The sequence below is a fragment of the Burkholderia sp. HAN2018 genome (assembly GCF_024704855.1).
Lineage (GTDB): Bacteria > Pseudomonadota > Gammaproteobacteria > Burkholderiales > Burkholderiaceae > Burkholderia > Burkholderia cepacia.
The window spans coordinates 17,944-32,999 of the sequence record NZ_QOBB01000064.1 but is presented as its reverse complement, the minus strand read 5'-3'; the positions used below and the strand labels follow the sequence as shown (position 1 = coordinate 32,999).

The following is a 15,056-nucleotide window of genomic DNA, read 5'->3' as shown; positions in this document are numbered from 1 at the left end:
GTGCCGGCCGCGCACGCGGCCCGCGCCGGGAGGCGGCCCGATGACCGCGCCGGCCCGGGCCGGCCGCTACGCCGAGCTCGATTTCTTTCGCGGCCTCGTGCTGCTCGTCATCGTCGTCGACCACATCGGCGGCAGCATCCTGTCGCGCGTGACGCTGCACGCGTACGCGCTGTGCGACGCAGCCGAGGTGTTCGTGTTCCTCGGCGGCTTCGCGACCGCGATCGCGTACAACTCGCTCGCCGAGCGGCACGACGAAGCCGCCGCGCGCCAGCGCTTCATCCGGCGCGCGTTCGAGATCTACCGCGCGTTCCTCGTGACGGCCGGCCTGATGCTGCTGATCACGGCCGTGCTGAACGCGTTCGCGATCGACGGCCCGAACATGCCGACCAACGACCTCGACGGCCTGCTCCACAAGCCGCTCGCCGCGCTGCGCGACATCCTGCTGTTCCGCCGCCAGCCGTACCTCGCGTCGGTGCTGCCGATGTATGCGTTCTTCGCGCTGCTCGTCCCGCTCACGCTGCCGCTCGCACGCACGCAGCCGTGGCTGCTGCTCGCGTTCAGCGGCTCGCTGTGGTTCGCGGCGCCGCATGTCGCGCGCTTCCTGCCGACCGTCGAAGGCGCGCCGTGGGACTTCAACCCGTTCGCGTGGCAGTTCCTGTTCGTGCTCGGCGTGATCGCGCGCTGCCAGCCCGTCTACCAGACGCTTGCGCCCAAGCCGCAGGGCTGGCTGCTGACGGCCGTGTCGCTCGCGATCGTCGCGGCCGGCGCGTATTACCGGCTGCGCATCGAACCGTTCCCGACCGATCCGTCGATCAAGCAGAACCTCGGCGCGCTGCGGCTCGCGAACTTCCTCGCGATCGCGTGGCTCGCGGCCAAGCTCGTTCACCTCGGCTGGATGAAGAAGGTCGCGCACGCGATGCCGTGGATCGGCACGATCGGCCGGCAGGGGCTGCTGTGCTTCGTCGCGGGCACCGGCATCTCGCTCGCGGTCGATTCGCTGCTTTACCAGGCGACCGAGGGCTATCTCGACGTGAAACTCGGGCTGACCGCCGACGTCGTCGCGATCGGCCTGCTGTATCTCGTCGCCAAACTCTACGGGCCGCTCGTCGCGCGGCTGCCGTTCCGATCGCGGCGATGACGCGCCGCACCGTCATGCGCCGCTGCTACGATAGCCGGCGCCTCTCCTGAAACGATTCGACATGCGCCGACTCGCCCTTCCGTTCGCCCTCGCCCTGATCGCCGGCTCCATCGCCACCGCCCGCGCCACGCCGCCCGCGCCAGCGGTATCGCCCGCGCCGCCGCCGGCCGTCCAGACCGCGACGACCCCGTCGGCCGCCCAGGAGCCCGCGCTCAATCCGGGCAGCAGCGTCGTGCTGCGCACGTTCCGGTCGGCGTCGCTGAAGCGCGACTGGTCGTACACGGTCTACCTGCCGCCCGGTTACAACCCGGAAGGCGCGCGCTACCCGGTGATGTACCTGCTGCACGGCAATGCCGGCAACGCGAACGACTGGGTCACGCAGGGCCGGCTGCAGGCCACCGCCGACACGCTGATCGAGCGCCGCGAGATTCCGCCCGTCGTGATCGTGATGCCGCAGGGCGGCACCGACTGGTACGTCGACCGCAAGGAGAAGATGCAGAGCGCGTTCCTCAACGACCTGCTGCCCGAAGTCGAAGCGCACTTCGCGGTGTCGAACCAGCGCGCGGGCCGTGCGATCGGCGGCGTGTCGATGGGCGGCTTCGGCGCGCTGCGCTTCTCGCTGCTCGAACCGGGGCTGTTCTGCGGCGCGATGCTGCTGAGCCCCGCGATCTACGCGAACGAACCGCCGCTCAATTCCGCCGCGCGCTACGTCGGCGTGTTCGGCGACCGGCAGTTCGACCCGCGCGTGTGGCACGAACTCAACTACCCGGCGCTGATGCGCGGCTATTTCGCGCGCAGCTGGCGCATCCCGATGTTCATCGCGGCCGGCGACGACGACCTGACCATCCAGGCCGAATCGAGCGTGCTGTACACGCACCTGCGCCGCGCGCAGAACCCCGCCGAACTGCGCATCGTCGACGGCGGGCATACGTGGGACGTATGGCGCGGGCTGCTCGCGCCGGGACTGAAGTACGCGCTCGAGTGCGTGAAGTGACGGCGGGCGGGCGCTACCCCGCCCGTTTTCACCCGGCCCGCCGGTGACCGGCCGGCCGCAGGCCTGCGCCCTGTCTCATGCGCCGCGCACGCCGTCCCGGCGCGCCCGGGCCTGACGGCGGGCTCAAAGCCACGTGCCGCCCTGCCGCTCGTCCGGCTCCCCGGCGAGCGCATCGAAATCGTGAATCCAGTCCAGGTGATGCAGCACGCTGTCGCGTGCGGCCAGACGCGCATTGCGTGCCTGCGCGGCCGGCCCGTCGGGCAGGTGCAGCACATCGGCCACGGAAATCGACGCGTACTGCACCTTGCGCGTGCGGCCGCGACGCAGCCGCTCGTACGCTTCCTGCGCTTCGCGCCAGTTGCCCGGCCCCGCCTTCGCCAGTTGCGCCGCCAGCACCACCGCATCCTCGATCGACTGGTTCGCGCCCTGCCCGTGGTGCGGCACCAGCGCATGCGCGGCGTCGCCGATCAGCGTCACGCGCCCGCGGCTCCAGCGGCCGAGCGGCGGCCGATGGAACAACCCCCAGCGCTGGCTGATCGGCACCGCGGTGATCATCTGCACCACCGCCGGATGCCAGTCCCTGAATACACGCAGTTGCTCGCCCTCTTCCGACGGCATCACCCAGTCGCGCGACGGCCACGGTGACGGATGACGCTCGACCAGCAGGAAATTCTGGTCGCCGCCGTCGCCGATCGGATAGTGCAGCAGGTGCCCGTGCGGCCCGATCCAGTACTGCAGCGTTTCGTGATCGGGCAGCAGGCTCAGCCGCGCGGCCGGCACCACGCCGCGAAACCCCGAACAGCCCGAATACAGCGCATCGTCGTAGCCGAGCATCCAGCGCCGCGTGATCGAGCGCGCGCCGTCCGCGCCGATCACGAGATCGGCGTCGATGCGCACACCGTTGTCGAACGTCAGCGTGACGCGATCGGCGTGCTGCACGAGATCGGTCAACCGGTGGCCGAGATGGATGCTGTCGAGGCCGACCGCCTTCGACAGCACGGCCTGCAGATCCGCGCGATGCACGCCCCAGTACGCGCCGCCGAATTGCCGGCGATAGTCGGGCTCGCCGCGATGATGGCCGATCACCGCACCGCTGCGGCCGTCGCGATAGACGAGCCCCGGGATGTCCGCGCACACCGCGTCGAAGGCCGCACGCAGGCCCATGCGTTCGTAGAAGCGCGTCGCATTGGCCGACAGCGCGACGGCCGCGCCGACTTCGCGCAGCACCTCCGTCTGTTCGTAGATCTGAGCGTCGATGCCGTGCTCGCGCAGCGCGAGCGCGAGCGTCAGCCCGCCGATCCCGGCGCCGACGATCGCAATCTTCAGGTTCGTCTGCATGATGAAGGTGTCTCCGATATTCCGATGTGGGGTGTGCGACGTGCGCAGCGGCCATGCCGATTGCGTGGGCCGTACCGGTATTCTCGGGAGCCGACTTTCATTCCACAATAAAATGAAATGAATCTGCATCATCACCGGATGCAATGAACCGGGCGAGGCAAAACCCATGGAACTGAGCGATATCGACCTCAACCTGCTGCTGCTTTTCCAGCGGCTGATGCAGGAACGGCGCGTGTCGAGCGTCGCCGAGCAGATGAACATGAGCCAGCCGGGCGTGAGCAACGCGCTCGCGAAGCTGCGCCGCCGGCTCGGCGATCCGCTGTTCGTGCGCGGGCCGGGCGGCGTGGTGCCGACGCCGTTCGCGCTGCGCCTGGCGGAACCCGTGTCGCACGCGCTCGCGACCCTGCACGCCGCGCTCAATCCCGAGACCGGTTTCGATCCGCTGCGCGCCACGCGCACGCTGACGATCGGCATGACCGACATCGGCGAAGTCGTGTTCCTGCCCGCGCTGCTCGAACACCTGTCGCAAGCGGCGCCGGGCATCGCGCTCAATACCGTGCGCAACACGAGCATCAACCTCGGTGACGAAATGGCCGACGGCCGCGTCGATCTCGCGATCGGCCTGCTGCCGCAGCTCAAGGGTGGCTTCTATCAGCGCCGGCTGTTCGATCAGCGTTATGTGTGCCTGTTCCGGCGGGGGCATCCGCTCGAGGACGCGCCGCTGACGGTCGACGCGTGGCGCAATGCCGAACATCTGGTCGTGGTGTCGGCCGGCACCGGTCACGGGCAGGTGGACGAATGGCTGAGGCGCCGCCGCGTGGCGCGCCAGGTGCGGCTGACGGTGCCGCATTTCATGAGCGTCGGCTACATCCTGCAGCGCACCGACCTGATCGCGACGGTGCCCGAGCATCTCGCGCAGCAGCTCGCCGCACCGTTTTCGCTGGGCTGGCGCGCACTGCCCGTCGCGCTGCCGGGGACGCCGATTCACATGCTCTGGCATGCACGGGTCAACCAGGACGAGGGGAACCGGTGGCTGCGCGACGTCGTGGTCGATCTGTTTGCGCAGACCGGCACGCGGGCACGAAAGGCCGCGCACGGCAGGACGAAGTAGTCAGCCGAACGTGCGTTGCGATGTCGCCCGGACATGCGCACCGCGCATTTCGACTACATTGCCGGATGCGGCGATGATCCCGGTCATCGGCCGCCTCGCCTTCTTTCAACCAGCAGGAAATCAAGCCATGTCTGTCTCGAAGAAATTCGCAGCCGTCACGGGCGCCGGCTCCGGTATCGGTCGCGCAGCGGCCGTCGCGCTCGCCCACGCGGGATTCACCGTCGCGCTGCTCGGTCGCACGGAGGCCTCGTTGCGCGAAACGCAGGACGCGATCCGCGCCGCCGGCGGCGACGCGCACGTGTTTCCTGCGGACGTCACCGACGAAGCATCGGTCGACCACGCGTTTGCGCAGATCGCGCAGCAGTTCGGCCGGCTCGACGTGCTGTTCAACAACGCCGGCCGCAACGCGCCCGCGGTTTCCCTCGACGAATATGAATTCGATCTGTGGAACAGCGTCGTCGCGACGAACCTGACCGGCGTCTTTCTGTGCGCGCGGGCCGCATGGCGCGTGATGAAAGCGCAAACGCCGCAGGGCGGCCGAATCATCAACAACGGCTCGATCTCGGCGCATGCGCCGCGCCCCGATACGATCGCGTACACGGCCACCAAGCATGCGGTGACCGGAATCACCAAGGCGCTGGCGCTCGACGGCCGCCGGTACAACATCGCGTGCGGCCAGATCGACATCGGCAACGCCGCGACGTCGCTGACGGAACGAATGACGCAAGGCGTCCCGCAAGCCGACGGCAGCCTCGCGCCCGAAGCGCGCATGGACGTCACGCACGTCGCGAACGCGATCGTCCAGATGGCGAACCTGCCGCTCGACACGAACATCCTGAACATGACGATCATGGCGACGGCCATGCCGTTCGTCGGGCGCGGGTAAGCGCGCGGCGAGGAATCCCGATCGGGCCGCATGTGTCCGGCGCGCTGCGTCGCCGGGCCGGCCCGAATCGTGCCTGTTCAGCTCGCTGCGAGATATCGCTGCGGCGATTCGCCCGTGATCCGTCGGAACATGACGATGAACGCGCTCGCGCTGCGATACCCGAGATCTTTTGCCACCTGCGCAACCGACTGGCCGAGCGCAAGGCGCGTGATCGCTTCCGCGACGCGCATCTGCTGCCGCCAGGCCACGAACGTCAGCCCCGTCTCGGCATGCAGCCGGCGCGCGAGCGTACGGCCGCTCGCGCCGAATTGCTCGCCCCAGAAGTCCAGCGTGAGATCGCTCGCGGGGTCGTTCATCATGTGCTCGCACAGCTTGAGCAGGCGCTCATCGCGCGGCAAGGGCACACCCGGCTCGGCGAGGCTCGGCGTTTCCGCGAGCACTTTCATCAGCAACGACGCGGCGAGCCCGGCACGGCTCGTGGCCGTATAGGTATCCGCCCCGTCGACCACCGTGAGCGCGAGTTCCCGCAGCAACGCCGACACGGCGATGACCGCCGGCTCCTCCCAAGGCCACGGAAACACTTCGGGTTCCACATAGACGCTGCATAGCGCGGTGTCACCCACCGCGTGCAGTTCGTGATCGACGTCCGACGGCAGCCACACCGCCCGCGACGGCGGGAGCGTCCACGTTCGGGCCGGCGTGAGCACGCGGACGACGCCCTTCGCTGCAAAGACGAGCTGGCCATGGCGATGCTGATGCCAAGCCACGCGTTCGCCTTGACGGTAGTTCACGAGGGTCGCGGCCACCTGGCGCGGCAGCGGCACCCGCGCCAGCGGATAGCGCTTGAGCAGAAAAGCCTTCATCGGAGACGTTCGAAAGGAAGTGCGCCATGATATTTCAAATTCACCAAATTCTGTCAAAAAATCGATATCTCCTGTCTACCTTTCGGCTGCGGGAGGCATTAATCTCCTTACCCATCAATGGTTACGGCCAAATCCCGCTCGCCACGTTTAATACGTCTCATTCTTATTTCTGAGACACAACACGTGCAACCAGCACGTCCGCACGACCTTCGACGACTTATGCCTCTCATTGCCTCATTGCTCCGCTACTCACGCTGGTTGCTGCCGGTCGCGCTATTCGCGAGTCTCGCGAGCGGCTTCGCGAACGCGGCGCTCGTGGCACTCATCAATCAGGCATTGCAAGCGTCGGGCGCACAGCTGATGCACCTGGGCATGCGCTTCGTACTGCTTGCCGCGCTGGTGCTCGTGACGCGCATCGGCTCGCAGGCGCTATTCATGTATCTCGGTCAACGCGTCAAGGCTCAACTGCGCATGCAGACGATCGGGCGCATTACCGCCGCGTCGTTCCGCGATCTGGAGCGGTGCGGCGCGGCCCGCGCGGTGGGCGCGCTGACCCAGGATCTCGACAGCATCGTCGTGTTCTTCGTGAGCCTGCCCTCCATTGCGATGCAGGGCGCCGTGATCGTCGGCTGTCTCACGTACCTCGGCATGCTCTCGCTGCCGATCCTTGCGGTCGCGCTGGGCGTGCTCGGGGCCGGCACGCTCGGCACGCAGCTGGTGAGCGCCCGTGCGCTGCGTCATCTGCGCGCATCGCGCGACCGCGAGGACACGCTGCTGAACCAGTTTCGTGCATTGTTCGACGGCGCCAAGGAACTCAAGCTGCATCGCGCGCGCGCGGACGCGTTCGTCGGCAGCGAGCTCGCACCGCACGTGGAAGCGGTGCGCGTGCAGCGCACGCGCGGCTATGTGCTGCACGCGCTCGCGGCAAGCTGGGGCAATTTGCTGCTGTTCGGCTTCGTCGGCCTGACGACTTTCGTGTTCGCGCATCTGTTCGGCGCCGACGCACACGTCATGTCGGGTTACGCGCTCGTGTTCCTCTATCTGATCATGCCCGTCGAAGGGCTGCTCGCGGCGCTACCGTCGCTCAACTCGGCACGCGTTGCGTTCGAGCGCATCGGCGCGCTCGAAGCGGCGCTGCCTGCCGAACCAGGCAATCACGCCGATTCCGCCCCAGCCCCGGCCGAAGGATTCTCGCGCATCGCGTTCGAAGGTGTCGAACATCGCTATGTGCGCGAAAGCGACGACGGCCTGTTCACGCTCGGGCCCATCGATCTGACGTTCGACGCCGGAGAGCTCGTGTATCTCGTCGGTGGCAACGGCAGCGGCAAGACCACGCTCGCGAAGCTGCTCGTCGGCCTTTACGCGCCCGAGCGCGGCCGTCTGCTCGTCGATGGCGTCGCCGTGGACGACACGACGCGTGCCGTGTATCGACAGCGTTTCTCGGTGGTCTTCAGCGATTTTCATCTGTTCGATTCGCTGCTCGGCCTGACCGGCGAACGCGAAGGGATGGCGCGTACGTTGCTCGTCGCGCTGCAACTCGACCACAAGGTGCGCATCGAGCGCGGCACGTTCTCCACGCTCGCCCTTTCGCAAGGTCAGCGCAAACGCCTCGCGCTGCTGGTCGCATTCCTGGAGGATCGACCGTTCTATGTATTCGACGAATGGGCGGCCGATCAGGACCCGGCCTTCAAGGACGTGTTCTATCGCACGCTGTTGCCCGCGCTGAAGGCGAACGGCAAGACCGTGCTGGTCATCACGCACGACGATCGCTACTTCGATCTCGCCGACCGTCTCATCAAACTCGAGAACGGGCGCATCGCCGCGATTACCGCGGACACGGCCGGCGCGGACAACGCGCGGCGTACGGGCGGCAACGACATGGCGAGCGCGGCATGAGCCATATCGTGCGCGACGAAGCAGCCCGCTCCGCATGCGGCGACACCGGCAATGCCGCGACGTTCTCGCTCGAACGCGTGTCGTACGTCGCCAGCGGCCGTCCCCTGCTGCAATCGATCACTCTCGCGATCGAACCCGCATGCGTGACCGGGCTGGTCGGGCACAACGGTTCGGGCAAATCCACGCTCGTCAAATTGCTCGCCCGTCAGCTCGCCCCCACTGCCGGCACGATTTGCTATGCGGGCAAGCCGCTCGCCGACTGGGGCGCACGCCAATTCGCGCGCCAGGTCGCGTATCTACCGCAGCAGACGCCGCCCACCGACGGCATGACCGTGCACGAGCTGGTCGCCCTCGGGCGTTATCCGTGGCATGGCGCGCTCGGACGCTTCGGGGACGAAGACGCCGAGCACGTCGAGCGCGCGATGCGTGCAGCCGATGTGCTCCGTCACGCCGATCGCCCCGTCGACGTACTGTCGGGCGGCGAGCGTCAGCGTGCATGGCTGGCGATGCTGGTCGCACAGGACTGCCGCTGCATGCTGCTCGACGAACCGACGTCTGCGCTCGACCTCAACCATCAGCTCTCCGTGCTCGAACTCGTGCGCACGCTCTGCGCGACGAGGGCGATGAGCGCCGTCGTCGTCCTGCACGACGTGAACATGGCCGCGCGGTTCTGCGACCGCATCGTTGCGCTGCGCGAGGGCCGTCTGCTGATGCGCGAGCGCGCCGCCGACATCATGGACCCGGTACACCTCGAATCGATCTACGGCGTGCCGATGCGCGTGAGCGCCGATCCGGTCAGCGGGCGGCGTCTGGGGTTTCCGGCATGAACCTGCTCGTTGCGAATCCGCGCCGCCGGCAACTGCTCGTCGCGCTCACCGTGCTCGCCGGCTCCGGCACACGGTTCTCCGCGCCATGCGTCGCTGCCGCGGTCACGCGGCTCCCGCATCGCATCGTGGTGCTCAACTGGGAACTGACGGAAACGCTGCTCGCGCTCGGGCGCGCGCCCGTCGGCATTCCGTTGCCCGACTGGTATGCGAGCGGCATCGTGACGCCGCCGTTGCCGCCCGGCGTCGCCGATGTCGGCCTGCTCTATCAGCCGAATTTCGAGGTGCTGCTCGCGCTCGCGCCGGATCTCATCATCGTCACGCCGGCGCATGCGGCGTTGATGACGCCGCTCCGACGCATCGCGCCGACGCTCACGCTGGGCACATACATGAGCGCTGCACGGCCTCTCGAGGTGCTCTGCGACGAAACATCCGCGATGGGGCGCGCGATCGGGGCGCCGCTATGCGCCACCGAGCTGATCGCCGCCGCGCAACAGGAATTCGCGTCGGTGGCCACCCGGATCGCGAGCACCGGGGCTCACCCGGCGCGAGCCGTGATCGTCGCCGAAGCACTCGACGAGCGACATTTTCGCGTCTATGGCGCGGGTAGCCTGTTCGACGACGCGCTCGCGCGCATCGGCGTCGACAATGCGGCCCATCCTCGCGACGCGGCGAGCCGCGCGGCCTCCACGCCATGGCGCACCTCCGTAACCGGCTCGGCCACCGTCGTGCTGGAACGCCTGTTCGATGTCCCGCACGCGGACATTCTGCTGATCGGGCCGCTGCGCGCCGCCGTGCGTGCCGCGCTGAACCAGAGCCCGTTGTGGCGTGCGCTGCCTGCCGTGCGCGAGAAACGCGTCGCCGTACTGCCGGTGATCGCGGCCTTCGGCGGACTCGTGTCGATGCAGCGCTTCGCCGCGGCCGTCTCGATCGCCCTCGCCACACTTGAGCACGGCGGAGGCGGCCTTGCGTAACCTCGTGCTGGCCGGACGCGTCGCGCGGACAAGCGATCGGCGCCTGGCGCTGGTCGGCGCCCTGGCCGTACTCGCCGCATGCCTGACCGCCACGGACGTGCATCGCGCACTGGCGGGCGCATCCTTTTGGCACGCGCTCGCGGCCACCGCCGACACGCAGGACGTGGGGGCCTTGCTCGTCCACTACAGCCTGCTGCCGCGCGTCGCGATGACACTGCTGTGCGGCGCCGCACTCGGTCTCGCGGGCGCGCTGATGCAACAGGTGCTGCGCAATCCGCTCGCTGAACCCATGACGCTCGGGGTGTTCCCGGGCGCGTATCTCACGCTGTCTGTCGCGACGATCTGGATGCCCGGCTGGTTGGCCATGGGTCGAAGCACGCTGGCGCTCGCGGGCGGCGCGGCCGCGATGCTCGTCGTGTTCGCGCTGGCATGGGCGCAACGTATGTCGCCGCTCGGCGTGATCCTCGGCGGCATGGTGGTGAACTTGTACTGCGGCGCAATCAGTCTCGCGATCTCGGTGGTGCATTTCGACAGGCTTGCGGGCTTGCAGATCTGGGGCGGCGGCGCGCTCGACCAGAACGGCTGGCAACCGACGCTGCATCTGGGCATGCAGCTCGCCGCCTGCGCGGGCGGCACCGCCCTGCTCTATCGCCCGCTGACTCTGTTCGACGCAGGCGACACGACGGCGCGCCATCTCGGTGTCGCGGTCGGATGGGTGCGCGGCGCCGCGTTGTTCGTCGCGGTCGCGCTCACGGCGTTCGTGGTCGCCGAAGTGGGCGTCATCGGCTTCATCGGCCTGGCTGCGCCGCTGCTGGCCCGCCTGGCCGGCGCGCGGCAATTGCGCGCGCGGCTCGTGTGGTCACCGCTCACCGGCGCGGCGCTGCTGTGGCTCACCGATGAAATCGTGCGCACGGCCGCGCGGGCCGACCTGTTTTCCGCACACGTGATCGCGACCGGAAGCGCGACCGCGATCGTGGGCGTGCCGCTGCTCGTCGGGTTGCTGCCGCGTTTGCGCTCGCGGCCCGATGCGCATGCTGCAACGGGCCCCCGGCATGATCGCCGCGCGCCTCGTGCGATGGCGCTGGTGTGGGCCATGCTGCTGCCGCTCGCATGCCTGCTGTCGCTGGCGGTCTCTCGCGGCCCCACCGGCACGAGCGTCGCCACGCTCACGCAAATCGAAAGCCTGCTGTTCTGGCGCGTACCCCACCTCGTCGCGGCGCTGGCGGCGGGCGCTCTGCTGGCAGTCGCGGGAACACTGCTGCAACGCATGAGCGCGAATCCGATGGCGAGTCCCGACGTGCTCGGTGTGGGTTCCGGCGGCATGTTCGGCATGGTCGCCGTGCTGTTTCTCGGTCACCGCCTCGTTCCCGCCGCGCTGGTGGCTGGCTGCGTGGCCGGCACGTTCGCGACGTTGATGCTGCTCGTCTGGTTCGGACGGCGCGCGCGATTCGCGCCCGAGCGCCTGCTGCTCGTCGGGCTGTCGATCAGTGCGCTGTTCAACGCGGTAGTCGGCGCGCTGATGTCAAGCGGCGATCCGCGCGCGGGCGTGCTCGTCGATCTGTTGATCGGATCCACCTACTACGTCGCGCCCGGCATCGCATGGAGCGTCGCGGCACTGGCGCTCCTCACGCTCGCCGTTGCACCGCTGACCGGACGCTGGCTCGCCGCTCTTGCGCTCGGCACGGACGTCGCGGCGAGCGTCGGCGTGCCCGTGGGTCGCGCGCGCTTCGCATTGCTGCTGCTGGCGGCCATGTCAACGGCGGCGGCTACCGTGATTGTCGGGCCGTTGTCGTTCGTCGGGTTGATCGCGCCGCATATCGCACGGTTTTCCGGTGCGCGCCGCCCCGTGCCGCAGCTTTATCTGGCCGCAACCCTCGGCGCGCTGCTGATGGTGACGGCGGACTGGCTCGGGCGGCAGATCGTTTTTCCGCAGGAAATCGCGACCGGCCTCGTCGCCACGCTGCTCGGCGGACCGTGGCTCGTCGCGCTCGTGATGTTGCGCGGGTTGCGGCGGTAATTGCATCACGGGTCGCGGGATCGACCACGATGTCGGTCCGGCGGTTGTTCGGTAGTGCATGGATTCAAGACAGACGAGGCCGTCAGATGCCCGTCGACAAAGATCGTCCCCCCATTTTTCAACCCGCCGCTGGCGGGAGGAAGCAGTTCGACGTTTTTCAACATTGGGATGATCAACCATGACAACGAGAATAGACCACCCGCGCGCGCGGCGCGTGACGACGGGACGACGCAGCGGTGCCCCGCTCGCCTTTTCGGCGCTGTGCCTCGCCTCCTCGTGGGCGAACGCGCAAGGCTCGCCCGCCCCCGTCGGCGGCATGCTGCCCGCCTTGACGGTGGTGGGCACAAAGGACGCCGATGCGACAACCGAAGGCAGCGACAACTACGCTGCAAAGTGGGCCACCATCGGCGGAAAAGTCGCGCAATCGATCAAGGAGACGCCGAACTCGGTCTCGGTGCTCACGCGCGAGCGGATGGACGACCAGAACATCACGACCATCCAGCAGGCGTTGCGCTCCGTGACCGGCGTCAGTTCGATCGACTACGGCGACGGTACCGCGTACTTCCGCGCGCGCGGCTCGCAGCTCGGCATTGAATTCGATGGGGTCCCGACGCTGAGCGGCCTGCAGTATCAGTTGCAATTCGATCTGGCGATGTACGACCGCGTCGAAATCCTGCGCGGCCCGGCAGGCTCGATCGATGGCATGGGCGAGCCGGGCGGCGTCGTCAATCTCGTGCGCAAGCGCCCTCAGGATCAGTTCCATCTCGGCACGGAAACACAGGTCGATTCGTTCGGCAGCGTGCGCCAGATGATCGACGTCACCGGGCCGCTGAACAAGGACGGCACGCTGCGCGGACGCGCCGTTCTCGTGGGCAGCACCGGTATGCAATCCATAGAGCGCACGCGCAGCAAGGAGGTGATGGCCTATGGTGCGCTCGATTGGGACCTCACGCCGCGCACGACGCTGTCGTTCTCGGGCGGCTATCAGGTCTCGCCGATTTCCGGCATCGATTACGGTGCGGGCGGCGTGCTGAACAGCACGCGTACCGCGCTCACCGGGCGCGTGCCGAGCGAATACACGCGGAACTTCAGTCCGAGCTGGAACTACGCGTACACCTCGTTGCAGGAGGTCAACGCCAACCTCGTGCATCGGTTCGAAAACGCGTGGCAATCTTCGACCACGCTGTTCTACCGCCACGAACTCTCCAAGGCCTACTACGCGTACTCCGGCCCCGGCGCGACCGCAAACGGCCTCGCGCGCTTCGGAGACCAGCGGCAGCGCACGAGCTATGACTGGTTCGGCGCGGACACCAATGTATCCGGCCCGGTCCGCCTCTGGGGGCAGACGCATACGCTGATCATCGGCGCGAACTACGCCGTGATGACATCGGGCGCGCAATCGGGTTACCGCGCGTTGAGCGGCCCGTACGGTGGCGCCTACAGTCTCTACGATCCCAATGCGGTACCCGCCGTGGACGTACCGTACACGTTCGGCACCAATCACCGCACCGTGCAATACGGCGTCTATGCGCAGGCGCGTATCAAGCTCGCCACGCCGCTGACGCTCGTGCTCGGCGGCCGCGAGGCGTTCCTGCAAGACCGCACGCAGTCGACGTTGCCGAGCGTCGCGGACTGGACGACCAACGCACAGGTCAATCATCGCTTCCTGCCGTCCGCCGGATTGCTGTGGGACATCGTGCCGTCGCTGACGGCCTACGCCAACTACGCGCGGTTCCTCGATGCGCAAACCCAAGGCACGTACTCGGGGCCGGGCCTGCCGCCGCGCTCGGGAGAGCAGTACGAAGTAGGCATAAAAAGCAGCCTGCTCGATGGCCGCCTGAATGCGAACGCCGCGCTGTTCCGCATCAACGACGACAACCGCGCCGTTGCCGACCCTGCCCATCAGTTCTATTACGTATCCGCAGGCAAGGCACGCAATCAGGGTATCGAACTCGAACTCACTGGCCAGCCGACGCCAGACTGGAATCTCTATGCCGGCTACACGTATCTGAACGCACACTACGAGAACGACTCGCCCGATCTCACCGACGGCACGGATCCGAAGCATTTGTTCAAGCTGTGGACCCGATATACGCTCTCGCAAGGCCCGTTACGCGGATTCTCGATCGGGGGCGGCATGCTCGCTCAAACGCGGATTTCGCGTGGCGTCGAACAGGGCGGCTATGCGGTTTTCGACGCACAAGCGGGATATCGTTTCACCAAGCACGTGACGGCGTCCTTGCAATTGAATAACGTGTTCAATCGCAGGTACTACATTCGTCCGCCCAGCACCTATTACAGCGTATTCGGCGATGCGCGCAACGTGATGTTGACCGTGCGTTCGGATTTCTAGGTGCCGCCGCGACGATCGGCCCGAGCACGACTCCCAACTGCTCGGCAAGCTGCGTATATGACAGCACTTTTTCGAAGCGCTGCTGCGTAGAAATCTGTGGCAGCAGCACTTCGCGAGCGACAAGCCCCTGACTCGTGAGTGCGCCGCAGACGGCGGACAACGCGATCAGCCACCCGATTCCGCTCCAGGCGACATAGCCGGCAATGCCGATCATGCAGGCGATGGCACGACTGGTCCGGCTCGCTCGCAGCACACGAACGGGCGGCACGCGGTCGCTCAATGCACCGCAGACCGGAAAGGCGATGAATCGCGGCAACGCTTCGATGAAAAATGCGAGCCCGGACCACGTCGCTTTATGCGTGATCTGAAAGACGACGAGCGGTACCAGAAAGAGCAGCATCTGGTCCGCAAGCCGCGACAGAAAAAAGGGAACCCAAGAAGGCCGGCTGATCGATGCGCATCAAACGTGTGCCCCGCGAGAATGATCAGGACACACCCGGGTGCGCCTGCTTCACCAGACTTCAGTACGCCTTGCATCACTCATCAAGGCGCGCCCTCGCTTGTCGTTTTAGTACACGAAAAACTTGCACCTCACCATCCGCCAAGCGGATCAACCCCCGACCGTCGTCCGGACGTTCCACGACACCGGAGCGTCGGTTGCG

Annotated in this window: 11 protein-coding genes and 1 pseudogene; 9 read left to right on the top strand and 3 right to left on the bottom strand. The window is 67.4% G+C overall.

Annotated features, from left to right (window positions below):
- Window positions 1-40 precede the first annotated feature (40 nt).
- Together DPV74_RS18330 and DPV74_RS18325 are read left to right on the top strand one after the other, a co-directional pair.
- Window positions 41-1,138, top strand: a complete 1,098-nt coding sequence (locus tag DPV74_RS18330; RefSeq protein WP_027791907.1) for an OpgC domain-containing protein — start codon at window positions 41-43, stop codon at window positions 1,136-1,138.
- Window positions 1,139-1,199: 61 nt separating this feature from the next.
- Complete coding sequence (locus tag DPV74_RS18325; RefSeq protein ID WP_060319595.1) at window positions 1,200-2,132, top strand: esterase family protein; 933 nt, start codon at window positions 1,200-1,202, stop codon at window positions 2,130-2,132.
- A gap of 123 nt (window positions 2,133-2,255) precedes the next feature.
- On the opposite strand, the gene DPV74_RS18320 is transcribed toward DPV74_RS18325, so the two are convergent.
- Window positions 2,256-3,470: an NAD(P)/FAD-dependent oxidoreductase gene (locus DPV74_RS18320; RefSeq protein ID WP_119337726.1), complete on the bottom strand. Its 1,215-nt coding sequence runs from the start codon at window positions 3,468-3,470 to the stop codon at window positions 2,256-2,258.
- A 166-nt stretch (window positions 3,471-3,636) separates the two neighbouring features.
- Here DPV74_RS18320 and DPV74_RS18315 point away from each other — a divergent pair, with 166 nt between their 5' ends.
- Together DPV74_RS18315 and DPV74_RS18310 are read left to right on the top strand one after the other, a co-directional pair.
- Window positions 3,637-4,581 carry a LysR family transcriptional regulator gene (locus DPV74_RS18315; RefSeq protein ID WP_119337725.1) on the top strand — a complete coding sequence of 315 codons (945 nt, stop codon included), beginning with the start codon at window positions 3,637-3,639 and terminating at the stop codon, window positions 4,579-4,581.
- A 127-nt stretch (window positions 4,582-4,708) separates the two neighbouring features.
- Window positions 4,709-5,467, top strand: a complete 759-nt coding sequence (locus tag DPV74_RS18310) for an SDR family oxidoreductase (RefSeq protein ID WP_059697465.1) — start codon at window positions 4,709-4,711, stop codon at window positions 5,465-5,467.
- Window positions 5,468-5,544: 77 nt separating this feature from the next.
- Here DPV74_RS18310 and DPV74_RS18305 read toward each other — a convergent pair whose 3' ends face one another.
- Window positions 5,545-6,330: a helix-turn-helix domain-containing protein gene (locus DPV74_RS18305; protein ID WP_027791912.1), complete on the bottom strand. Its 786-nt coding sequence runs from the start codon at window positions 6,328-6,330 to the stop codon at window positions 5,545-5,547.
- 219 nt (window positions 6,331-6,549) lie between these two features.
- Here DPV74_RS18305 and DPV74_RS18300 point away from each other — a divergent pair, with 219 nt between their 5' ends.
- The 5 genes from DPV74_RS18300 to DPV74_RS18280 all read left to right on the top strand — a co-directional run bounded on the left by DPV74_RS18300 (window position 6,550) and on the right by DPV74_RS18280 (window position 14,394).
- Window positions 6,550-8,226, top strand: coding sequence for a cyclic peptide export ABC transporter (locus tag DPV74_RS18300; RefSeq protein WP_119337724.1), 1,677 nt, complete (start codon window positions 6,550-6,552; stop codon window positions 8,224-8,226).
- Entirely contained in the window at window positions 8,223-9,053 is an 831-nt protein-coding gene (locus DPV74_RS18295) for an ABC transporter ATP-binding protein (RefSeq protein WP_119337723.1), read from the top strand. The genes DPV74_RS18300 and DPV74_RS18295 overlap by 4 nt, the downstream gene beginning before the upstream one ends.
- Window positions 9,050-10,024: an ABC transporter substrate-binding protein gene (locus tag DPV74_RS18290; RefSeq protein ID WP_119337722.1), complete on the top strand. Its 975-nt coding sequence runs from the start codon at window positions 9,050-9,052 to the stop codon at window positions 10,022-10,024. The genes DPV74_RS18295 and DPV74_RS18290 overlap by 4 nt, the downstream gene beginning before the upstream one ends.
- Window positions 10,017-12,041 carry a Fe(3+)-hydroxamate ABC transporter permease FhuB gene (gene fhuB / locus DPV74_RS18285; protein ID WP_240439996.1) on the top strand — a complete coding sequence of 675 codons (2,025 nt, stop codon included), beginning with the start codon at window positions 10,017-10,019 and terminating at the stop codon, window positions 12,039-12,041. Before DPV74_RS18290 ends, fhuB begins: the two co-directional genes overlap by 8 nt.
- 178 nt (window positions 12,042-12,219) lie before the next feature.
- Complete coding sequence (locus tag DPV74_RS18280; RefSeq protein ID WP_119337720.1) at window positions 12,220-14,394, top strand: TonB-dependent siderophore receptor; 2,175 nt, start codon at window positions 12,220-12,222, stop codon at window positions 14,392-14,394.
- Window positions 14,395-14,398: 4 nt separating this feature from the next.
- On the opposite strand, the pseudogene DPV74_RS18275 reads toward DPV74_RS18280, so the two are convergent.
- Window positions 14,399-14,855 (bottom strand): annotated as a pseudogene (locus tag DPV74_RS18275) (MFS transporter); the annotation flags it as partial.
- Window positions 14,856-15,056: the final 201 nt, after the last annotated feature.

Bases quoted from the DNA above. Each gene is read 5' to 3' on its own strand.
- DPV74_RS18330 (WP_027791907.1), top strand. From the start codon at position 41: ATGACCGCGCCGGCCCGGGCCGGCCGCTACGCCGAGCTCGATTTCTTT.
- DPV74_RS18325 (WP_060319595.1), top strand. From the start codon at position 1,200: ATGCGCCGACTCGCCCTTCCGTTCGCCCTCGCCCTGATCGCCGGCTCC.
- DPV74_RS18320 (WP_119337726.1), bottom strand. From the start codon at position 3,470: ATGCAGACGAACCTGAAGATTGCGATCGTCGGCGCCGGGATCGGCGGG.
- DPV74_RS18315 (WP_119337725.1), top strand. From the start codon at position 3,637: ATGGAACTGAGCGATATCGACCTCAACCTGCTGCTGCTTTTCCAGCGG.
- DPV74_RS18310 (WP_059697465.1), top strand. From the start codon at position 4,709: ATGTCTGTCTCGAAGAAATTCGCAGCCGTCACGGGCGCCGGCTCCGGT.
- DPV74_RS18305 (WP_027791912.1), bottom strand. From the start codon at position 6,330: ATGAAGGCTTTTCTGCTCAAGCGCTATCCGCTGGCGCGGGTGCCGCTG.
- DPV74_RS18300 (WP_119337724.1), top strand. From the start codon at position 6,550: ATGCCTCTCATTGCCTCATTGCTCCGCTACTCACGCTGGTTGCTGCCG.
- DPV74_RS18295 (WP_119337723.1), top strand. From the start codon at position 8,223: ATGAGCCATATCGTGCGCGACGAAGCAGCCCGCTCCGCATGCGGCGAC.
- DPV74_RS18290 (WP_119337722.1), top strand. From the start codon at position 9,050: ATGAACCTGCTCGTTGCGAATCCGCGCCGCCGGCAACTGCTCGTCGCG.
- DPV74_RS18280 (WP_119337720.1), top strand. From the start codon at position 12,220: ATGACAACGAGAATAGACCACCCGCGCGCGCGGCGCGTGACGACGGGA.